This is a genomic window from Chryseobacterium gilvum, from assembly GCF_025628965.1.
Lineage (GTDB): Bacteria > Bacteroidota > Bacteroidia > Flavobacteriales > Weeksellaceae > Chryseobacterium > Chryseobacterium gilvum.
The window spans coordinates 178,944-200,563 of the sequence record NZ_JAOTEN010000003.1; the positions used below are offsets into that span (position 1 = coordinate 178,944).

General features: G+C 35.7%; 23 protein-coding genes and 1 riboswitch. Of the genes, 9 read left to right on the plus strand and 14 right to left on the minus strand.

Annotated elements, in window-relative coordinates:
• Window positions 1–90: 90 nt before the first annotated feature.
• From N0B16_RS11045 to N0B16_RS11055, 3 genes are all read right to left on the minus strand, one after another.
• Entirely contained in the window at window positions 91–693 is a 603-nt protein-coding gene (locus N0B16_RS11045; RefSeq protein WP_262990995.1) for an IS1096 element passenger TnpR family protein, read from the minus strand.
• Window positions 694–821: 128 nt separating this feature from the next.
• On the minus strand, window positions 822–1,853 hold the full coding sequence (locus tag N0B16_RS11050) for a sensor histidine kinase (RefSeq protein WP_262990996.1): 1,032 nt from the start codon (window positions 1,851–1,853) through the stop codon (window positions 822–824).
• A 45-nt stretch (window positions 1,854–1,898) separates the two neighbouring features.
• Window positions 1,899–2,576, minus strand: coding sequence for a response regulator transcription factor (locus N0B16_RS11055; protein ID WP_262990997.1), 678 nt, complete (start codon window positions 2,574–2,576; stop codon window positions 1,899–1,901).
• Window positions 2,577–2,764: 188 nt separating this feature from the next.
• Here N0B16_RS11055 and N0B16_RS11060 point away from each other — a divergent pair, with 188 nt between their 5' ends.
• Together N0B16_RS11060 and N0B16_RS11065 are read left to right on the plus strand one after the other, a co-directional pair.
• Window positions 2,765–5,230 (plus strand): TonB-dependent receptor domain-containing protein, encoded by a 2,466-nt coding sequence (locus N0B16_RS11060; protein ID WP_262990998.1) that lies wholly within the window; start codon window positions 2,765–2,767, stop codon window positions 5,228–5,230.
• Window positions 5,231–5,253: 23 nt separating this feature from the next.
• Entirely contained in the window at window positions 5,254–6,465 is a 1,212-nt protein-coding gene (locus tag N0B16_RS11065) for a beta-helix domain-containing protein (protein ID WP_262990999.1), read from the plus strand.
• 126 nt (window positions 6,466–6,591) lie between these two features.
• Here N0B16_RS11065 and N0B16_RS11070 read toward each other — a convergent pair whose 3' ends face one another.
• A complete protein-coding gene (locus N0B16_RS11070; protein ID WP_262991000.1) occupies window positions 6,592–6,945 on the minus strand; it encodes a helix-turn-helix domain-containing protein in 354 nt (117 codons plus the stop codon).
• Window positions 6,946–7,160: 215 nt separating this feature from the next.
• On the opposite strand from N0B16_RS11070, the gene N0B16_RS11075 reads away from it, so the two are divergent.
• A complete protein-coding gene (locus N0B16_RS11075; RefSeq protein WP_262991001.1) occupies window positions 7,161–7,688 on the plus strand; it encodes a hypothetical protein in 528 nt (175 codons plus the stop codon).
• Between the two features lie 35 nt (window positions 7,689–7,723).
• Window positions 7,724–8,527 carry a CPBP family intramembrane glutamic endopeptidase gene (locus N0B16_RS11080; RefSeq protein WP_262991002.1) on the plus strand — a complete coding sequence of 268 codons (804 nt, stop codon included), beginning with the start codon at window positions 7,724–7,726 and terminating at the stop codon, window positions 8,525–8,527.
• A 203-nt stretch (window positions 8,528–8,730) separates the two neighbouring features.
• Here the strand turns inward: N0B16_RS11080 and hemL are convergent, their stop codons facing one another.
• The 4 genes from hemL to N0B16_RS11100 all read right to left on the minus strand — a co-directional run bounded on the left by hemL (window position 8,731) and on the right by N0B16_RS11100 (window position 12,456).
• Window positions 8,731–10,017 (minus strand): glutamate-1-semialdehyde 2,1-aminomutase, encoded by a 1,287-nt coding sequence (gene hemL / locus N0B16_RS11085; RefSeq protein WP_262991003.1) that lies wholly within the window; start codon window positions 10,015–10,017, stop codon window positions 8,731–8,733.
• 54 nt (window positions 10,018–10,071) lie between these two features.
• A complete protein-coding gene (locus N0B16_RS11090; protein WP_262991004.1) occupies window positions 10,072–11,124 on the minus strand; it encodes a glucosaminidase domain-containing protein in 1,053 nt (350 codons plus the stop codon).
• An 86-nt stretch (window positions 11,125–11,210) separates the two neighbouring features.
• On the minus strand, window positions 11,211–12,119 hold the full coding sequence (locus N0B16_RS11095; RefSeq protein ID WP_262991005.1) for a 1-aminocyclopropane-1-carboxylate deaminase/D-cysteine desulfhydrase: 909 nt from the start codon (window positions 12,117–12,119) through the stop codon (window positions 11,211–11,213).
• A gap of 1 nt (window position 12,120) precedes the next feature.
• Entirely contained in the window at window positions 12,121–12,456 is a 336-nt protein-coding gene (locus tag N0B16_RS11100; protein WP_262991006.1) for a hypothetical protein, read from the minus strand.
• A 32-nt stretch (window positions 12,457–12,488) separates the two neighbouring features.
• Here N0B16_RS11100 and N0B16_RS11105 point away from each other — a divergent pair, with 32 nt between their 5' ends.
• The gene (locus N0B16_RS11105; protein WP_262991007.1) at window positions 12,489–12,671 is read left to right on the plus strand and encodes a C1orf53 family protein; all 183 of its coding nucleotides are present in this window, start codon (window positions 12,489–12,491) and stop codon (window positions 12,669–12,671) included.
• A gap of 1 nt (window position 12,672) precedes the next feature.
• Window positions 12,673–13,200 (plus strand): DUF4136 domain-containing protein, encoded by a 528-nt coding sequence (locus N0B16_RS11110; RefSeq protein ID WP_262991008.1) that lies wholly within the window; start codon window positions 12,673–12,675, stop codon window positions 13,198–13,200.
• Window positions 13,201–13,291: 91 nt separating this feature from the next.
• Here N0B16_RS11110 and N0B16_RS11115 read toward each other — a convergent pair whose 3' ends face one another.
• Genes N0B16_RS11115 through namA form a run of 3 tightly spaced genes read right to left on the minus strand, consistent with a single transcriptional unit; the run spans window position 13,292 to window position 14,999 of the window.
• Entirely contained in the window at window positions 13,292–13,612 is a 321-nt protein-coding gene (locus N0B16_RS11115) for a CCC motif membrane protein (protein ID WP_262991009.1), read from the minus strand.
• A gap of 28 nt (window positions 13,613–13,640) precedes the next feature.
• The gene (locus tag N0B16_RS11120; RefSeq protein WP_262991010.1) at window positions 13,641–13,922 is read right to left on the minus strand and encodes a DUF2752 domain-containing protein; all 282 of its coding nucleotides are present in this window, start codon (window positions 13,920–13,922) and stop codon (window positions 13,641–13,643) included.
• Window positions 13,923–13,946: 24 nt separating this feature from the next.
• Window positions 13,947–14,999 (minus strand): NADPH dehydrogenase NamA, encoded by a 1,053-nt coding sequence (namA, locus tag N0B16_RS11125; protein ID WP_262991011.1) that lies wholly within the window; start codon window positions 14,997–14,999, stop codon window positions 13,947–13,949.
• A gap of 105 nt (window positions 15,000–15,104) precedes the next feature.
• Here namA and N0B16_RS11130 point away from each other — a divergent pair, with 105 nt between their 5' ends.
• The 3 genes from N0B16_RS11130 to N0B16_RS11140 all read left to right on the plus strand — a co-directional run bounded on the left by N0B16_RS11130 (window position 15,105) and on the right by N0B16_RS11140 (window position 18,779).
• Window positions 15,105–15,587 carry a cytidine deaminase gene (locus tag N0B16_RS11130; protein WP_262991012.1) on the plus strand — a complete coding sequence of 161 codons (483 nt, stop codon included), beginning with the start codon at window positions 15,105–15,107 and terminating at the stop codon, window positions 15,585–15,587.
• Between the two features lie 84 nt (window positions 15,588–15,671).
• Window positions 15,672–15,848: riboswitch (cobalamin riboswitch) on the plus strand.
• 31 nt (window positions 15,849–15,879) lie between these two features.
• Complete coding sequence (locus N0B16_RS11135; RefSeq protein WP_262991013.1) at window positions 15,880–17,712, plus strand: TonB-dependent receptor plug domain-containing protein; 1,833 nt, start codon at window positions 15,880–15,882, stop codon at window positions 17,710–17,712.
• 17 nt (window positions 17,713–17,729) lie between these two features.
• Window positions 17,730–18,779 carry a DUF5074 domain-containing protein gene (locus tag N0B16_RS11140; protein ID WP_262991014.1) on the plus strand — a complete coding sequence of 350 codons (1,050 nt, stop codon included), beginning with the start codon at window positions 17,730–17,732 and terminating at the stop codon, window positions 18,777–18,779.
• Between the two features lie 376 nt (window positions 18,780–19,155).
• Here the strand turns inward: N0B16_RS11140 and N0B16_RS11145 are convergent, their stop codons facing one another.
• From N0B16_RS11145 to N0B16_RS11155, 3 genes are all read right to left on the minus strand, one after another.
• Window positions 19,156–20,580 carry a CCA tRNA nucleotidyltransferase gene (locus N0B16_RS11145; RefSeq protein WP_262991015.1) on the minus strand — a complete coding sequence of 475 codons (1,425 nt, stop codon included), beginning with the start codon at window positions 20,578–20,580 and terminating at the stop codon, window positions 19,156–19,158.
• A 27-nt stretch (window positions 20,581–20,607) separates the two neighbouring features.
• Window positions 20,608–20,952, minus strand: coding sequence for a nuclear transport factor 2 family protein (locus N0B16_RS11150; RefSeq protein ID WP_262991016.1), 345 nt, complete (start codon window positions 20,950–20,952; stop codon window positions 20,608–20,610).
• Between the two features lie 96 nt (window positions 20,953–21,048).
• Window positions 21,049–21,597, minus strand: coding sequence for an L-threonylcarbamoyladenylate synthase (locus tag N0B16_RS11155; RefSeq protein ID WP_262991017.1), 549 nt, complete (start codon window positions 21,595–21,597; stop codon window positions 21,049–21,051).
• Window positions 21,598–21,620: the final 23 nt, after the last annotated feature.

Consider the following 21,620-nt stretch of genomic DNA (forward strand, 5'->3'; position numbering starts at 1 on the left):
TAAATTTTAACAAAAGTAAGAATTGTATTTTAATCTTCCGCACATAAAAAAACCCCTGAATGAGAATCAGGGGCTATATAGTAAACAGTTTTATACTCTGTCGTCATCATTGTCATCTTCCTCATCGAAGATGTCATCATTGTAATCGTCTTCTTCTTCATCATCGAATGCTTCATCATCATCGTCAAAATTACTGACTGCTGCAAAATCATCCTCAAACCCAAAATCATCATCCATTAAGGGCATGATTGATTTTTTATTTTTAGAGCCTTTTCCGGGAGCACTTTTGCTTGGTGCTTTCAACGGTGCATTTCCGAATCTGTACACGGTAATAGGATAATTAACCCCTTTTGTTTCATCGATTATTTCTACCAGTTCGCAGAAAAATTCCCAGAGATCCAAAAAGCCATATTGGAACTGTGCTTTTGTTCCGGCCGTTTCAAATGCTTCATCAATGTAAACATCTGACATAATTTCGCCATCTCCATCATCACTCATATCTTCCAGAGGAACACTTTTTATGATTGTGCCGTCTTCTTCCAGGAGATTAAAGGTAGAAAGCTCATCACCACTCAGATTGAAAGCACTTTTAATTCCTAAGTGTAAGTTCCAGAGCGTTTGTTTTCCTTTAATTTCAATATCACGGAAAATATCTTCTTTTGTATCTAATATTACACGGATTTTGTAAACCATATCATTACTTCAATTACTTTGCCTTATTCTATTATGATAAATTTCTGCTGCAAATATATAATAAATGAGATTTTACAAAGAAATATTTAATTGATTTTTTAGATTTTTTTTTGCTTACATTTTAGGGGCTATTTGCTTTTCTCAAGCATAAAACTGAATCTTGTCCCTTCCAGGTATACGCTTTCTACCGTAATGTTTTCGTTATGAGCTTCTAATATGTGTTTTACGATAGCAAGACCCAATCCGGAACCGCCCTGTCTTCTGCTCCGGCTGGTTTCTACCCGGTAAAACCGTTCAAATATTCTTGGGAGCAGTTCTGCTTTGATGCCCATTCCGTTATCGATTACTTCAATCAATACTTTATTTTTAAGGACACTCGTTTTCACAATGACTTTTGCCTCCTGTCTGTTGGCATAATGAATGGCATTGGAGATGAGATTAATAAAAACCTGTGAAATTTTCTGTTTGTCTGCTTCTACAAAAATCTGCGGATGTAAGGTCTGTAACTGTAAAACAGTATTGTTTTTTTCAGCTTCAAGATCGAGAAGGTCAAAAATTTCTCTGATGAGAATATTGACATCAAATTTTGAAACCGTAAGGTTGATTTCGCCGGATTCTAACCTGTTGATCATATCCAGATCATTCACAATGGCAATAAGGCGTTCAACGGAAATACCGATCCTTTCTAAATATTTATCCCGAATACTTAGATTTTCCACTCCTCCTTCAATTAATGTCTCAACATATCCCTGAATGGAAAAAAGCGGGGTTTTCAGCTCATGGGAAACATTGCCGATGTATTCTTTACGGTAGCTTTCCATTTCCTTCATCATATCCATCTCGGTTACCTGCTGCTGGTTAAAATCTGAAAATCGCTCCCCCAATTCTTTCAGGGTGATATTTTCCTGATTGTCATAGACGATTTCTTCGGGGAGGATTTTTGAAATGTTACGAACCTGCTTTTTGGCATAATACCCGAAAAGCAGTTCCAGAACAATATAATTGATTACAAACATGGCGATAATGCACAGTATAAAACCAATTTTAAAGAAAGAATTGCGGTAATATTTATCATTTAGCGCATCAAAACCGATCACTAAAACAAGCATTACCAATGTCAGAAGACAGGATGAGATAAAACTGAGTCTGTAAAATTTCAATTTTACAAATATTTATAGGGTGAAATGTAAATATAGTCTTTTGAATTAAACAATCAGCTTATATCCTATTCCTTTTAAGGTCTGGATGGTATTGATTCCTAATTTTTCGCGGAGTCTGCGGATATGCACATCAATGGTTCTTTCGCCAACGATGACATCATTCCCCCAAACTTTTTCCAGGATTTCTTCTCTTTTGAATACTTTATCGGTATTGGAAGCTAAAAGATATAACAGATCAAATTCTTTTTTGGGAAGTAAAAACTGCTGTCCGCTTTTTGAAACCCTGAAATTGTCTTTATCAATAATAAGATCTCCTATTTCAATCAGCTTTGCGTTATCAGAAACCTGTGAGGTAAGCTGTAATAAGGCATTCACTTTTGAGATCAGGATCTTCGGCTTGATCAGCTTTACAACATAATCATTGGCTCCTGCCTGAAAACCTGCCAATTGGGAAAATTCTTCACTTCTTGCGGAAAGGAAAACAATAAGCGTTTTCTGTAATTCTTTTACCTTGCGAAGTTCCTGGCATGTTTCTATACCGTCTTTTTCTGGCATCATGACATCTAGCAAAATCAGATCCGGGATAATTTCTTTGGCTTTTTCTATACCCTCGTTACCATTGGTAGCAGTATATATATCGTAGCCTTCTTTTTCTAGATTGTATGAAAGAATTTCTAAAATATCCAGTTCATCATCAATTAATAGAATCTTTTTTTGGTTCATTTTCAATTTTTACAATCCAAAGTTAACAAAATTTAAATAACATGATTGATAATAAGTTTTCGTTCATGCAAACTTAATATAAAAGCATATTTCGTAATGTTTAGTTAAGAAAAATTTAAAATTAACTAAACCAATAAGAACCTTAATGTTTTATTCCTTTGCAGCGAAAGTAATTAGTAAAAAAAGAAATGAATTTTAGAAAACTCAGTATCGCTGTTTTATTCCTGACAACCTCCGGAACTTTAGTGTATGCACAAGAAAAAAATGATACACTGAAAAACGAAAAAAAGATTGAGGGAGTAATCATTAAAGGTTCAACCAAAAAAGGGACCGAAGCCAATCTTATCAATGTACAAAAAAAATCTGTAGAGGTCATAGAACGTGTAGGTTCTGTACAGCTTGCGAAACAAGGCATCGGAGATGTTGCTGCTGCAGTAACAAAAGCAACCGGAACTATAAAGCAGGAAGGAAGCGGACAGATTTTCGTAAGAGGTCTTGGCGACAGATACAACAGTACGACATTGAACGGATTACTGATCCCGTCTGATGACCCTGAAAACAGGAACATCGATCTTTCTATCTTCAAAACTTCAATGATAGAGTATATTTCGCTCGATAAGGTATATAACCCGAAAATGCTTGGTGATTTCGGGGGAGCAAGTATCAGTATTGTTTCAAAAGAATTTACTGGAAAACCTTATTTTAAAATAGGATTAGGAAGCAGCATTAATCTTCAGACGTTTGACAACGAAAAATTCAAACTGCAGGATGGTGGTCCGGGATTCTTCGGATTTAAGGAAACCAAATTCATTAAAGGAAATCCTTATCAGACGTATCCGTTTACTACAAAATGGAATTTCAAAAAAGCGGTTAATCCATTTAATTCAGAAATGAATATTGAAGGAGGAGCCAATTTTGGAAAATTCTCATTATTCGGTTATGCAGGGTTTGAAAACTCTTATGAGTATAGCCAAGGACAGGAGGGCTTCTATTTTGCAGACAATACACCGAACAAAAAATTTGATGTTGAACGTTCTAAATATGAAACCAATACCACTGCGTTGCTCAATTTAGGATACCGGTTCAATGCCAATAATAAAATTAATTTTACTTCAAATCTGATCCACTCCTCAGAGCAAACCGCTAAAATATTCACAGGATATTCTTACGATGTCGATAAAAATGTGATCATTAACAGAGGAGACAACAAAATTACCACGACCTTGATCAACCAATTGTTCGGTACGCATAAATTGGGTGAAACATGGGTTGCAGACTGGGCAGTAGGTTATAATATGCTGAACAGCAAAAGACCTGATCGTCTTCAGAACACCATCGATGCTACGACATTGCAGCTGATTACGGGAAGTGCGATCAATAACCACAGATATTTTGATGAGCTGAAAGACAACACGGTTTTAGGACACGCTTATCTTTCTAAAACGTTAGATAAATTTAAAATCACCGTAGGATACGATGGTCAGTATAAGGACAGAAAATTCGACAATACCACGATTGGGATGAATTTCAGTCTTTCCCCGCAGGTAGATCCCAACAATATCGACGGATTTATTAATGCATCAAACAACGCTTTATTCTCTTACCAGACATTCCAGCCAAGTACTAAATTATTCAAGCCTTTCTACTTTAATGTAGAGCAGAATATCCAGTCCGGATTTGCCAATGTAGATATCAACCTTACTGATAAATTCATCGTACAGGTAGGTGGTCGTTTCGATTATATAGATATGCAGTTGAAATGGTTTGATTCTGTTCAGCAAGAGGGTAAGAAAAGCAAGCAATACAACAAGTTTTTACCTGCTTTGAATGCCAAATACAGCCTAAGCGACAAGCAAAACTTAAGATTATCCCTATCTAAAACTTATACGCTTCCTCAAGCTAAAGAACTTTCGCCGATCGCCTATTATGATGTAACTACGAACGTGTATGGTAACCCGGATCTTTATCCTTCAGATAATTATAATGCAGATTTGAAATGGGAATACTTTCCTAAATCCGGTGAAGTGATTTCAGCAGCAGCTTTCGGAAAATATATACAAAATCCGATCGCGAGAACCACCTTCGCAAGTTCTGCACCAAGTGATATGACGTATTTTAATATTTCAGACTACGGATATATTGTAGGACTAGAAGTAGAATTAAGAAAAGATCTTTATTCCTGGAGCAATTCTAAAATCTATACTTTCCTCAACGGAACGTATATGCACTCTGAGCAGGAATTTAAATCTGAGGATGATATTGCAAAAGAAAACAAAGGTAAAAGAGTGGTGTTTACCAATGCAAAAACTGAACTTCAGGGAGCTGCAGACTTTATTGCCAACGTAAACTTAGGCTACAATTACAAATGGAATAATAACCTAAACAGTTTAGATTTTGTAGTCGTGTATTCTCATATCGGGAAAAACCTTTATTCTGTAGGGACTACCTCTATCGGAAACTTCTATGAAGCAGCAAGAGATCTTTTGGATCTGAACCTGAACTTCACATTAGACAAAATAGGAATTGGTATTTCTGCTAAAAACCTGATCAACCCTCACATCAAAGTAGAGCAGGAAAACAAAACAGCAACACTCATCAACAGTGACTACACCATGGGTCGTGAGGTTGGGCTAAACTTATCATACAAATTTTAATATAATTAAATCTAATAGTACTTATGAAAAAGTCATTTTTTAAAGCTGCCCTTTTCTTATCATTAACTGCGGCATTTTCATCAACTGCAATCTCTTGTAGTGATAATGAAGACGATACAGACGACACGACATCATCTGTAGATCCTAATAACTTTCAAGGAAAAATCGCTGCAGGAACTACTGTAACTTTAGATCCATCAAAAGTATATACGATCACCGGAAAAGTTTTGGTAGAAAACGGTGCAAACCTTATCATCCCTGCAGGTACAAGAATTACCGTAGCTGAAGGGGCAAACTACCTTATCGTTGACAGAGGCGGAAAATTATTCGTGAATGGTACCGCTTCAAGCCCGGTTGTATTCGAAGGAACTACCCACAAGCAAGGACATTGGGGAGGAATCGTACTTTTAGGGAACGCTCCATCAAACAGAAGTGCTGCAGGAACGTCTACTTCAGAATTGGGAGATTTAACATACGGAGGTACCGATAATAACGATAACTCTGGTGTTATCAAATATGTTGTTATCAAAGACAGCGGATTCAAATACAATCCAGAAAAAGAGTTCAACGGACTTTCTTTATTCGGAGTTGGTAGCGGAACTACTATTTCTTATGTATTCGTTACAGACGGTGCAGATGACGGTATAGAATGTTTCGGAGGAAGCCCGAATGTAGATCACATCGTAGTAACAGGAGTGGGCGATGACGGTTTCGACTGGACGGAAGGATACAAAGGAACTGCAAGCTTCCTGTATGTTGCCAGAAAAAAACAATATCAGACTAATACGGAGCCAGGAAACAGAGGTATCGAAGCAGATACTCAGGATACAAACGCAAATACAACTTTCGGAAACGGAGCTTCAAACCCTACTATTAACAATGCTACTTTCTTAGGAAATACAGGAGGTGCAGAATCTCAGGGATTAAAAGTAAGAGCAGGTTCTAACGGTAAATTTGATAATATCGTATTGGCTAACTATTCTACAGGTTTGGATTTTGAAACAGACAGAACATTAACTTGGTTCCAAAGCGGATCATATGTTAAAAACCTGAAGTTTGTAAACGTAGCAACTAAATCTAAAGCTAAGAACACAGCAGGAACAGCAGTAGATATTTCTACCATATTTACTGAGAACACTGCAGCAGTAGGTGCAGGAAGCGGAACTGCTTTACCAGACTGGGCAAAAGGCTGGACAGGTATGTCAAGCTTTGACACTACTGATGCCATGAATTAATCAACACAGTTTCTTCATATCAAATTGAAATCCCTCAGGAAATTTCCTGAGGGATTTATTATTGTTTTGGTGTGAAAACTTTCAGTTTCTGACGGTGTGTGACTATGTTTTAATCTAAGCTAAACATTATTTTTTATCTAAAAGGCTTTTTAATAAAGCAATCTGCTCATCTTTATCCTTAAGTCTTTCTTCATATTGTTCTACAACTTTTTCTGAAAGATATTGATTTACTATATAACCAGCATTATTAGAATATTCCCCATTATTATGATTTATTACAGTCATTCCTTCAGGTAATAAATCATTTAATGTTTTATCATACACCTTTGCAATTTTATCTAAAATAAAAATATCAGGAAAACTTTTATCACCTTCAAATCTTCGGTACGTAGATTCTGAAATATCTAATTTCTCAGCAACTTCAATCGTTGAAAACCCTTTCTCTATTCTCATTCCTTTTAATTTTTGGCCAATTTTCATCTTACTATGTGTTTAAACAAATGTACTTATTTTTTATTAAAATTTTCAGAATTGATATTTTCAAAATTGACTAAAATTGTCAAAAACTGAAGAATCTTTTGTCAATTTTGACTGTATAAAATACAAATTATCACATTATGTTTGCAATATGTTCTCGAGAAAACATAAATGTGAAAAAAAATTTAATCAAAAAAACACTTAACAATTAAAAAACAATGAAAAATTTATTTAAATTTACAAGTATTATTGCATTTCTTTTTGCAAATTTTATTTTTGCGCAGCAAAAGATTGACGAGACATTCATAAAAGAGAATATTGCCATAATGGATGCCCGTATTCTTAGTGTTTCTGAAAAAGATTTTGCTAAACAATTAGTGGTTGTTAATTTTTCAGAAGAGATAAAATTGCCCAACCAAATAAATTTTTCAGAAGAAGATTTTTTTGATGATGGCAAAAATAATGATAAGTTTGCGGAAGATGGTATTTACACTTCCAAAAAAGTGTTTTCTCATTCAGAAAAAATTCCTTTTGTGACAATGGATAAGTCTTATTCAGTTTTAGACCACATTATTATAGATAAGAATTTTAAACAAATAGAAAGTTTAGAAAAAAAGAAAGGATCATCATTATCAGGAGGACCTACTGCAATATTAGATTGTGACATTAAATGGGTATGTGGATGTATGAGTTCATGTTGTGGTTTTATTATAAGTAACTGTCATTTTACAATAGGTTGGGGTTAAATCTTAATCAGTATAGGAGATGACAATATCTTAAGATGAAAAAGACGATTTTTTTAAGCGCAATAGCAGGGGTTTTATTTTGGGGATACATTAGGTTCTTTTTAAAGCTTTATGAAATATTTGAAATAGAAAAATATTTAAATAAGGATATTTTTTCAACCGGTGTAAAAATAATAGGGATTTGTTTTTTGTTACTGTGTTTTAAAAAGATCAAAATTTTAATGAATTTTCATCCAAAATATTTTGTATACCTTTTTCCAATATTACTTATAGATTACTTTTGTTTCACGGATATTGTCAATTTCTTTTCAGGCGATAAGAATGATTTCAAAAGTCATGATATAAAAATAATAACTTATTTTATAAATGCTATTGTGGAAGAGGTTTTATTTAGGGGAATTGTATTATCACTTTTTATAAAACATTTTGTGGATAGCAATAAAAAGCATTTTATTTTATATTCTTCATTCGCTTCCTCTCTCTTATTTGGTCTTTTTCATACAATGAATTTTTTCACAAATGAATTCGAAATGTCTGGAAAAGCTATTGTTTATCAAGTTTATGCTGCTTTTTCTATTGGATTTCTGCTAAGTATCATATATCTTAAAACAAGAAATCTTTTATATATTATTTTGTCTCATTTTATCTATAATTTTTATATTTATTTACAAAATATTGATAAACATACTGAAGTCCAGAGTTCACAAAAGAGCGCTACAATAATTTCAATTTTAATTTCATTAATTTATTTTGGGTTACCATTATTTGTCAGCATGATATACTTTTATTTTTTTGTAAATAATGACGAGAATTTAAAAAAAATACTTCGACAAGTTTAGTGTTCCAAAACTGCAATTAGCTCAATTTATGAAATGTGATTAAAAATTATTTATAAATATGAAGTTTAACGTTGTTCTTCTATTTTTCATTTTTCCCATTATTTTAAAATCTCAAACACGACATCAGGTTTAGCAATGATAAAAGATAAATAACAATAAATTATTAAAACCCTCTCACAGCATTCTGTGAGAGGGTTTTTATTTTAATTAAAATACTCAAATTTTCTTACCGCTTCCAGCGTCATATCAATTTCTTTTTCTTTAATCGCATCGCTGATAAAATACGTTTCATATCCGCTCGGAGGAAGATAAATCCCATTGGTAAGCATCTGATGAAAGAAATTATTAAAGAGAGAATGATTGGCTTGCTGCGCCTCATCAAAATTAGAAACCCTATTAATATGGAAAAATACCGACATCATCGATCCTTTCCTGTTGATCTTATGCGCGATCCCTTTTTCATTTAAAATTTTCCCGATTTCAAAATCCAGTGTTTCTGTAGTTTTGCTCAGATTATTGAAGAAATTGTCATCATTTTTAATCAATTGGAGCGTTTTCAGGCCTGCTCTCATCGCCAAAGGATTTCCGCTTAATGTTCCGGCCTGATAAACACCTCCTTTCGGCGCAAGATGATCCATGATCTCGTTTCTGCCGGCAAAAGCGCCCACTGGTAAACCACCTCCGATCACTTTTCCGTATGTTACCAAATCTGCTTTCACGTTATACAGTTCCTGCGCACCCCCAAAAGCCAGTCTGAAACCCGTCATCACCTCATCAAAAATCAGTAATGTTCCGTTTTCATCACAGATTTTTCGTAAATTCTGAAGAAAATTGTTTTCAGGAAGCACACAGCCCATGTTTCCAGCTACAGGTTCAATAATGATGGCCGCGATTTCTCCCTGATTATGTCTGAACAGATCTTCAACCTGCTCAAAATCATTATATCTTGCCAGAAGGGTATCTTTTGCAGTTCCCTGTGTAACACCCGGAGAATTTGGGTTTCCGAAAGTAGCTGCACCGCTTCCCGCTTTAATCAAAAATGAATCTGAATGGCCGTGATAACATCCTTCAAATTTAATAATCTTATCTCTTCCTGTAAAACCTCTTGCCAGTCGTACCGCGCTCATACAAGCTTCCGTACCGGAAGAAACCATTCTGATCTGGTCGATATTCGGAACGTTATCTACAATAAATTTTGCAATTTCCGTTTCCAGTTCTGTTGGCGCTCCGAAAGAAAACCCTTTTTCGGCCTGAATTTTCAGTGCTTCCAAAACTTCAGGATGGGTATGTCCTAAAATCGCAGGTCCCCATGAATTGATATAATCGATATACGTATTTTCATCAGCATCGGTAAGATAAGCACCTTTTGCAGATTTCATAAAAACAGGAACGCCGCCTACAGACTTAAACGCTCGGACAGGCGAATTGACACCTCCCGGAATGTATCGGTACGCTTCATCGAATAAAGCTGAACTTCTTTGATATTTCATATTATTTACAAATGCGCCTCACAGCGCATTTTTTTATTTTATATTGATACTCTTTTAATTTTTTGGTTTTTTATCAATTAAATAAATCAATTGCCCTGCAACAGGCTTTTGCCCTTCATCCATCCTGTTTTTGGCATAAAGTTTAGTTAATTTGATCCCGAATTTTTGCGCGATATCATGCATGTTTTCCCCGGATTCTGCTTTATACGTCGCGGTATTTCCGTCAGAATTTTTTGATTCGAGGAAGACGATATCATTTTTGTGAAGAATGTCGGTTTCCAGCTCGTTCCATTTTACCAGTTTGCTTTCACTGATTTTGAATTTTGCGGCGATAAATCGTACCGTTGTATCTTCAGGAATCACAATGTATTTTAACCCTTCATTCGGATGGCTTTTGATTAAAATTGAATTCAGGATTTCTGCGTTGGATTTAATTCTTTCCACTCTTTTTTGCTGTTCTGCATAAGAGGTCTGCTTGTAAGGGACTTTTACGGTTACCGGTTCTTTTTTGATTATTTTTGAAGGTTCCAGCTTGGCCATGAAAGCTTTGTCATCTTTGAGATCAGGATATTTTCTTAATACCGCATACAAAACTTCCTTAGAATTGGTATTGTCAAATTCATACAGTTTATACCGTTCAATTTTACCGATAAGAATAGATGCATACCGTGGATTGGTCGCATAACCGGCTTTTTTAAGTCCATTTGCCCACGCTTTATAATCTTTCATGTCAAGCGTAAAAAGATTGGTGTAATATTTTCTGGTTGCCAGGAATTTGGAATGGTCTTCATATGACTGTTTAGGATCATCATATACCCGGAAACATTCATTGGGCGCATCATCGGTATGCTTCATCGTTTTTCCTGTCCAGTCTTCTTTACATTTAATCCCGAAATGATTTTTCCCCTCCTGAGCCAATATGCTTTGTCCGCCACCGGTTTCCAACAGACCCTGCGCAAGAGTGATCGAAGCCGGTATTTTATATTTTTCCATTTCTTCTACCGCATACTGAGCAAATCTCTGAATGTACTGATCTTCGGTAGCCCAGGTCTGAGCCGAGAATTTTGATACGACTAAAATGCTTATGAGTAAGAAAAGTCTTTTCATGTATTTAATTTTTTAAGGTCAGACGAAATACACCATTATTGATTTTTTAAATTAAATGATAACATGTGTGTTCCGTGTATTCAACTTTATAGGATTAAATTTTTATTCTGTTTGTGTAAAAGCAAATTTGCTCCCTGTATTCCCTGCAGGCCACCGGTGTGAAAACACAAAATCCTGCTGCCTTCAGGAAAGTACTCCTGGTCTATCATTTCAAAAACCTTCTGCATCATTTTTCCCGTATATATCGGTTCCAGAGGTATTTGGTATTTATTTTTAAAGTTATTGATAAAACGAATGTTCTCATCATTTATTTTACCATAACCTCCGAAGTGCGCTTCTATGAGATGCCAGTTTTTCTTTAAAGTTAATTCAGATATTTTATTTTCAAGCGATGCATCTTCTACCACTTTAAAACCTATAATCTTCTGATCATCTTCGCAAAATTCCGAAATCCCTGCCATTGTTCCTCCTGTACCTACTGCGGTGCAAAGATAATCAAAATCTTTTGTATCGTTATTGAGCATCATTCCTATTCCTTGAACGGCATTTTTATTCGTTCCCCCTTCCGGAATGACAAGAGCACGCGGGAATTCAAGCTGCAATTTCTCTGTAAGAAGGTCTTTATTCCGGTACTCTCCACGGGTGACAAACCTGAAATTCATTCCGTTTTCCGAGGCAAAAACTAAGGTAGGGTTTTGGTGCCATTTATCCTGAAGCTCTTCACCCCGTATCAACCCTAAAGTGGGTATTCCGGCTAATTTTCCGACTGCAGAAACAGCGGAAATGTGGTTTGAAAAAGCGCCTCCGAATGTTATGATAGAAGGATTTTCAGATTGTACCTCAAGATAATTATTGATATTGTAAAAAAGTTTCCAGAATTTATTTCCTGAAATCTGTGGGTGTATCAGATCTTCTCTTTTGATAAAAAGCCTGACTTTTTTATTGATCTTGATTTCCTGGATCGGAGCAGGTATTGTAGGAATTTGTAATAACATTTTACTGATTTTTCAGGTATTTCCAAAAAGCCCAGGGTTTTCTTTTTTTAATATAATCAAGATCATGTTCCATTGCGTATGCTTCTTTTTCAAATGAGATAGAGCGGTATGCTTTTTCAGCATTTTTTAACCTGAAAAAATGATAATAATATTCTGCAACATACGCCAGATAAAAGAAAATAACAAGCAGCTCTAGCTGTTGCTTCAAATGTATTTTTTCATGATTGATGAGTACCCTATTCCGCTTATCTTCAGGATTTTTGATGAAAATAAATGGATAAAGCGTAATGCCGTTTATTTTTGTATTTTTGAGAAGTTTTTGGCACACAATTATCATGATAACAAATATAAAAGTTTTTGATTTAACTTATGGCACATTTTGACATCCAAGAGCACGAAGACTTTTATTATAATGAGCAGGGATACAAAGTTTTTACAGAAAAATTTCATTTAAAAAGAGGATATTGCTGTAAAAGCGGCTGTAAACACTGCCCTTACGGATATGATAAAAAGACCGACACATTTATAAAAACCAATAAAAAAAATAAATAAAATGAAGAAATATATTTTTATTTTGCTTGCCGCAACGTTAGGTTTATCTTCATGCAGTCCGTTTCAGGTGCGTTCAGATTATGCTGAAACAGCAAATTTTAATGCGTACAGAACGTATAAAATAAGAATTGACGATCTGAAACTGAATGATATTGATAAAGACAGAGTGCTGAATGAATTGTCTAAACAGCTACAGGCTAAAGGCCTTACTTCTGGTCAAAATCCGGATCTGATCATTAATGTAAAAGCCAACCATAAGAAAGTAACCGATATTAACAACAGCTCACCATACGGAATGTGGGGATGGGGTGGCGGTTTCGGATGGGGAATCGGGATGAACAGAACCTGGACGAGCAATTACAACGAAGGCGCGCTAATTGTAGATTTTGTTGATGCAAAAAACCAAAAGCTGGTATGGCAGGGAATCGGAAGCGGAATTTCCGTAGATTCTCCAAAAGCCAAACAAAAGCAGATCCCTCAGATTATGGCGGAAATTATGGCCAATTATCCTCCGGGAATGAAAAAATAAATTTCTTTCACATTTCATTATGGAGATAATTGAAATATTAACGGCTTCTCTTTAGTAGAGAAGCCGTTGCTTTTTGATTATTACAAATTAGTTAACGGCCCATATTTTTTAGTTCATTCATTTGTTGCATATAAGCTTCCCATCCACCTGTTGCAATCAATATTATGATACATAGAATATTCAGTGCACTTAATGCCAAACCAATAATGCAAAGTATTCTACCTGTATTAAGATTGCTGTAATTTAAATATTGACTTGGATTTTGAAGATATAATGTTTTGTCTTTGTTATAGAGCACAAGTCCGATAATTCCAGCGATAATTCCTGGCACTCCATAACAACAACAACCTACTATTGAAAAAATTCCTAATACTAAGACGGCTGTTGCATTTGGTAAATTCTGTTGATTCATAATTTTGATTTTTTTAATGTTTATATTTTTAATAAAAATGTTTATAAAAATAAGAAAATACCATGATAACCGAGTTAAGAATGGCTAAAAAAATTAAAATCTGACCGTAATTCCGTTTCTTGTCGATAAAATTAACCGCCACAAATCCGAAAAACAGCAATAATGTGTAGACTGCAGGAAACATATGAAATGCATCCGCAAACCTGCCTTCAAAAACCAAAAGAATGGCTCTTTGTGTTCCACATCCGAAGCATTCGATCCCCAGAAATTTTTTACTGGGACAGGGCAGCATAAAATCTTCTATTTTCATATTTTTAATACATAATTACTCAGATTAAGAAGAAATTTTTGCTCTTAAATACTGATGCGGGAAAAAGTTTTCTTCCTTCATTTCAAAAGATCCCTGCACGGCAATATAAGGATTTCTTAAAATCTCCCTTGCCACAAATATAAGATCTGCCTCTCCTTTCTGAAGAATTTCTTCTGCCTGTTTTACTTTGGTAATTAATCCCACAGCTCCGGTCTTCGCATCGGCATCATTTTTTACCTGTGAAGAAAAAGGAACTTGATATCCTTCGAAAACTTCAATTTTTGCGCCGTGAATATTCCCGCCGCTTGAAACATCAACAAGATCTACAGAATGCTCTTTTAAAATTTTTGTCAGCCTCACACTGTCTTCCACATCCCAACCGTTTTCGGCGTATTCGGTACCGGAAATTCTTACAAAAAGTGCTACATTTTCGTCAAGTTCTTTATTTACCTCATCTACAATTTCCAATAAAAACCGGATTCTGTTTTCAAAACTTCCGCCGTATTCATCTGTTCTGATGTTGGAAAGCGGCGATAAAAACTGATGGATAAGATAACCGTGAGCACCATGAATCTCGATCACATCAAAACCTGCACCCACCGCTCTTTTTGCGGCATCTTTAAAGTTTTGAACAATTTCTTTAATTTCTTCCGCCGTCAATACATGAGGGATTCTTTCCGTCGGATGATAGGGAATCGGGCTTGGAGCTACGGTTTCCCAACCTTCTTCTATAGAAATCTGTTTATTTTCCCAAGTGGAACCTTTTCTACCGGCATGCGCGATTTGAATTCCTATTTTGCTTTCAGAATTTTGATGTACAAACTCAACGATTTTCTGAAGTTTTTCTGCCTGTTCGTCATTCCAGATTCCCATGCAATGATTGGTAATTCTTCCGCGCGGCTCTACACCGGTTGCTTCTACGATAATTAAACCTGTTCCGCCCTGTGCACGGCTTCCGTAATGGACATAATGAAAGTCATTGGCCAAACCGTTTTCGCAAGAATACATACACATCGGTGACATTACCCAGCGGTTTTTTAATTCTACATTTCTGAATTGTATAGGAGAATATAACATTGATCTGAATTTTTAAAGGCTTAAAATTACAAAATTAGTCTCAGTAAAAAGTCTTGTCTGCCTGACGAAAAAAGTTTAAATTTATCGCCCTTTGCACGAAACAAAATGAAAAAAAATATACAGATCAGTTACCAGCAATTTGCAGACCGCAATGCACTGGATGAAACGGAAAGAATGCTTTTTGAAAGAGCAAAACAGGCACGCGAAAATGCCTACGCTCCTTATTCTAATTTTTTGGTAGGCTGTGCTGTGCTGCTGGAAAACGGAGAAATATATTCCGGGAATAACCAGGAAAATGCGGCATTTCCTTCCGGGCTTTGCGCGGAAAGAACGACTCTATTCTGGATAGGTGCTAATTTTCCGCACGAAAAAATCAAAAAAATATTTATCATAGGAGGACCCAGAGCTTTTTCAGAAAAAACCCCTCCCATTCCACCATGCGGAGCATGCAGACAAAGCCTCATTGAATACGAAACGAAACAGAATGAAAATATAGAACTCTATTTTTCAAACCTGAATGAAGAAGTAATAAAAGTACATTCCATTAAAGATCTTTTGCCGTTTTATTTTAATGCTACTTTTTTGTAAATTTTATCGATTGAAAGTATATCATCGGTTTTATTTATTAAATTAATCTGACACTTCGCTGTTTGCTCACTGAATTTAAAAAACTATATTTGCAAAAATTTTGGTTTCCATTATTTGGAATTAATAGGGAATTGGGTGAAAATCCCAAGCTGTCCCCGCAACTGTAAATCGCATTACCATTCTCTACAAAAAACCACTGTCAAAAACGGGAAGGTGTAGAAAAGCGAAAGTCAGGAGACCTGCCACGATTTAAATCATTAATAATTGCTTTCGGAGGAAAAGTAAAAATATTATGAATATAAAAAGGTCTTTCGTCTTATTTTGCGCATCATTTACTGCGTCTCTTTACTTTAGTCAGGAGAAAAGTATAGATACAGTGTATGTTTTTGACAACCAAATGAATAAGGTTAAACTTTTTCATAAGGTTGCTACTTTATCTTCTGCCGATATTCAAAAAAACGCATTCAATCTTTCTGAAGTTTTACGTTTCCAGTCCCCTGTTTACATTAAGGAAAACGGCCGCGGTGCAGTCTCTTCCCCGTCATTTCGCGGAACAACGGCGCAACAAACTGCTTTTGTATGGAACGGAATAAATATCAATTCCACTTTTTTAGGACAGGGAGACGTCAACAATATTGCACTTTCCGGATATGACCAGATGGAAATAAAAGCCGGCGGTGGAAGTGTAATCTACGGAAGCGGCGCCATCGGAGGAAGTATTCATCTTAATAATGATCTCAGTTTTGATCAAGGTTTCAGCGGTATGCTGAATTCTGAAATTGCTTCTTTTGGTACCTATACTAATTTTGCGAAAGCCGCTTTCAGCAATGATAAGTTTAGTTTTAAAGTTTCGGGAAATTACCTGATCAGCGAGAATGACTATAAGGTTCCGGAATCAAGAGAGTATATTAATAGAAACGGAAAATTTTACAATACCACCTATAATGTGGGTATTTCATATAAAATTGCCAATCATCAAACCATTTCATGGCAAAGCCAGTTTTATAACGCGATACAGAACTACCCTATTTTTGAAGAGACGGGAAACAAAACCAAATACGGATCACAAACCGTAAGAAGCCTCGTTTCCTGGGATGTGAAGAACCCTACAATTTCAAACAGCTTAAAAGCAGCATATACGGAGGAAAATTTTCAGTATTTCGGGGTTTTTAGTGCTCCGAAAACCAGTGGCGGAACCGGTAAAAATTATATTTTCAAAAATGATTTCAATTATTTTATCCATCCGAAACTGAATGCCAATGTCATCGCAGAATTTCAGGTGAATACAGGAGAAGGGTATAAATCCGGAATTTCGGAAATCAGCAGAAATGTAGGTTCGGCGGCAGGTTTACTGAGATATTTTCCTACTAAAAACCTTCGTTTTGAAGCCGGAATAAAAAAAGATTTTGTAGAGAAGATCACATCACCGGTTTTATATTCTTTTTCAGGAAAATGGAATACCACCAAATGGTATAATATAAATATTAATTTTTCAAAAAACTTCAGATTTCCGTCATTTAATGACCTTTACTGGGAACCGGGAGGAAATCCTGACCTGAAGCCGGAAACTTCAGTTCAGGGTGATATGGATCATGAATTTAAAGCCGGAAATTTCACCTTAACGGTAAGTCCGTACTACATCAAAATCAAGGATATGATTCGCTGGGCAAATACTTCTCTGGGATATTGGGGAGCTTTCAATACACAAAACGTAGAATCTTACGGCCTTGAATCTCAGCTTAGTTTTGAAAAACAGCTTCATAAACATCATTTGAAAATAAACGTGGGATATATTTTCACAAAATCAACCGATCTCGAGCTGAGTAAACAACTGATGTACGTACCGCTGCATAAGGTATTTGCCAATGCAGATTATCAGTACAAATTCCTGAAACTGTATGCTCAGGCAATGTTTAACGGGCTTACATACACGACTTCTGATGAAAGCAGGTATTATGCATTAGATCCTTATTGTGTAATCAATGCCGGAATTTCAGCCACCATTCTGAAAAAATATATTTTGGGCATCAAGATCAATAATATTACCGATACCATCTATCAAACTGTGGATTATTATCCGCTCCCAAAAAGAAATTACAGTGTAACAGCAACAATCAATTTTTAAAAAATTAAAATTATATTATGAAAATCACAAGACTTTTACAGCTTGTTCTGGCTTTAACCTTACTTTTTAATATCTCGTGCAGCAGCGATGATGAGTTTGAGAACCTGGTTCCGAAAGGCGCCTATGAAAATGGCATTTTCATTACCAATGAAGGTAATTTTGGGACACCCAATGCAAGTGTAACCTTCGTATCAAAAGATCTGAGCATCATTGAGCAGAACATTTTCTCAACCAATAACAACAATGCTATTCTGGGAGATGTATTGCAGACCATTGCTTATAATGGTGACAGTGCTTATCTGGTGTTGAATAATTCTAATAAAGTACAGATCGTAAACCGTTATACGTTCAAAAAAAGCGGCGAAATTACCAATCAGATTACTCAGCCCCGTTTTATCGCATTTGCCAACAATAATATTTATGTAACCAATGATCAATATGGAGGAGGGAAATATGTGAGTGTTTACAAGTCTTCAGATTTATCATTTGTAAAAAAGATTGATTTTGCATCAACTTCTACGGCTGAGAGAGTGGTAGAAGCCAGCGGAAGCATCTTCGTTCAAAATGCATCGTATGGTTTTGGAAATACCTTAACCAGAATTAACCCTTCTACCAATGAAATTGCTTCTGTAGTAACATTACCAAACGGAAATATCAACAAAACCATTTCTAATAACGGAAGTGTATATGTAATTGCAGCAGGAACCACAAATTCTTATATCTACCAGATTTCCGCTGCAGGAAGCATTGTAAAAACCACTACCCTTACAGGAATTGCCAATGCGACGAATCTTGAAATTGACGGCGGTAAATATTATTTCAGTACCGATAATAAAGTATATGCAATGGATATGAATGCAACAACAATTCCGGCAAATCCTTTGTTTACGGTCGCGTCAAACTCTTATTCTACCTTATACGGATTCAGTGTTGTAGACGGAAAGATTTTTACGTCTGATGCCAACGGATTTACCCAGGATAGTAAAATTACTGTATACTCTACGACAGGAGCCATTATTAAAAACTTTACGGCAGGAAAAAGTTCGAACGGATTTTATTTAAATTAATCTTAGCTTTTTAAGATATTAACATTTTTCATCATGTGTTTTTTCCGGGCGGTTTCTTCGAAACCGCCCGGAAATTTATTTTAATTTCCTTATCTGAGATTTCAAAAAAAAGACTTCTAAAACTCCGATGCCCCACCAAATCGGAAATCTGAAATAAGTATAAAGCAGCGTAAAACCATCAACATTGGTTTCCCCTTTTGTGGCTTTACTAATCTCAATACCCATAGAAAAAAACGGGATGACCAATCCGAAAAGCAAAAACGCAATCAGATACAGTATCCAATTGCGTTTCTTTATGATTTTATACTTAAAAACACATATATTAAAGATAAAAATAAGTGCTGAAATGAGATAATCAAATGTCCCAAAAAACATATTAAAATAATGCTTTCAAGCCTAATTTTTCCGCTTCTGCAATCACAAAGTTTTTCGCTTCATGGCTATCATTGGCAATTTCACCTTCCAGAATCGCTTCTTTTACCTTTTCTTTTAGAATCCCGATTTCTCTTCCCGGTTTGAGGTCAAACATCGCCATAATCTCTTCTCCTGAAATAGGCGGCTGAAAATTTCTTACCTGATCTTTTTCTTCAACCTCTTTTATCTTAACAGCTACATATTCAAAATTCTTTTTAAACTTTTCCTGTTTTTTAGAATTTTTAGTAGTGATATCAGCTTTACAGAGCGTAAATAAGTCTTCCATATCTTCACCGGCATCAAACAACAGCCTTCTGAGTGCAGAATCGGAAGCGTCATCGGTAATTAAAGCAATGGGGCGTGAAGAAAGCTTTACCATTTTCTGAACATATTTCATATCACTTCCCAATGGCAATTTAAGCCTCTGAAAGATTGATTTGGTCATTTTAGAGCCCAGAAATTCATGACCATGAAACGTCCAGCCTGTTCCTTCTACGAATTTTTTTGTAGGTGCTTTTCCGATATCGTGCAGCAAAGCCGACCAACGCAGCCAAAGATGATCTGTGTTTTCAGAAATATTATCTACGACTTCCAGTGTGTGGTAAAAATTGTCTTTATGAGTTTGCCCTTCTACCTCTTCTACTCCTTTAAGCTCGATTAATTCAGGAATAATTAATTTCATCAATCCCGTTTCTTCCATCAATCTTAAACCGACTGATGGTTTTTTAGAAAGCATGATTTTATTAAATTCAACCATTATTCTTTCCATAGAAACTATTTTGATTCTCTCTGCTTCCTTCCGGATAGCGTCTAACGAGTTTTTTTCTATGGTAAAACCTAATGTTGATGCAAAACGGATGGCTCTCATCATTCTCAAAGGATCATCGGAATATGTTTGCGCCGGTTCCAGAGGCGTCTTTAAAATTCCTTTTTGTAGGTGATCAATCCCGTTAAAGGGATCGATCAGCTCACCAAAATGATCTTGATGTAAAGAAATTGCCATTGCGTTAATGGTAAAATCTCTCCTTTTCTGATCGTCTTCTATGGTTCCGCCTTCCACTTCCGGTTTGCGGCTGTTTTCGTGGTAACTTTCCTTTCGTGCTCCCACAAATTCCAGTTCAAGGTCTTTATATTTGATCATGGCTGTTCCATATGTTTTAAAAATGGAAACCTTTATTTTAGGATCAAGTTCCAACGCGACATTCTGGGCAAGCGCTATGCCGTTCTGCTCGGTCACAAAATCAATATCCGTAGACGCTTTTCTTTTCATCAACAGATCACGGACGTACCCCCCGACAATATACACCGACTGATTATTTTGAGCAGCAACCTCAGAAATGAGTTTAAAAAGTTTTAGATTTTTATTTTGAGTAAGATTAATTTTCATCGTTTACAATTGCATCAACAGCTCATATTAGTCATAATGAGCGTACATTTTATTAATTTTTCCTTCTTCATTAAAAAACATTACTTCCACTGCATGTTTATCCATAATAGATTTATAAAATAAAGCCACAGAATCTACTCCTCCTGTAGAATGTATAAGCTCAAACTTTAGATCCGGAAACTTATCCAGCGCTTTTCTCCAATATTCCCGGACAGCATTTTTGCCGCTTAATGAGCTTTCTTTACCTCCTGTAGCGATAGAAATCATGGGAGTGGTGATCACAATATCGTCAGAATAATGAGAAAGAATATCTTCCAGATGATGGGAGTTCCATACAGAAATCCAATCGATAGCAAATTTTTGATGATCCATATCACTATATTACAGTTGAGTTTTGCAAAGATAGGATAAAAAAGAAATTTTGCCGTAATGCTCAGAAAAAGGTTCATCTATAAAAATGAAACCATTTTATTCGCGCAGCACTTTTATTCGGTTATCGCTCCAGATTTTTATAACCGATGAGCCGGAATATTTTGAAACCTTTTCCCGGTCTTCTTCCACCGCAAAATCTACCAAATCAATGATTTCAGGAGAAATATCTGAAAACTTCAACGGACTTTTATCTCCACTGAAATTGGCCGAAGTGGACACTAACGGCTTATTTAATTTTGTGATCAATTTTTTACAAAAATCATTTTTTACCAGCCGGATTCCGATACTTCCGTCTTCTGCCAATAATTCTTTTGGCAACCCTCTAGGATTTTCATAAACGATGGTTACAGGTTTTTCGCTTAGATCAATAATTTCCCAGGCCATTTCCGGTACGTCTACCAAATCCTGAAGTCTTTTTTCATTTTCCACCAAAATAATCATGGATTTGTTTTTTTCGCGTTTTTTGATGTCAAAAATTTTATTAATCGCTTCCATATTGGTTGCGTCACAGCCGATTCCCCAGATGGTGTCTGTGGGATAAAGGATGGTTCCGCCGGATTGTAGTATTTGTATGATGTTTTGCATGTTTTCTGTCATTGCGAGGAGCA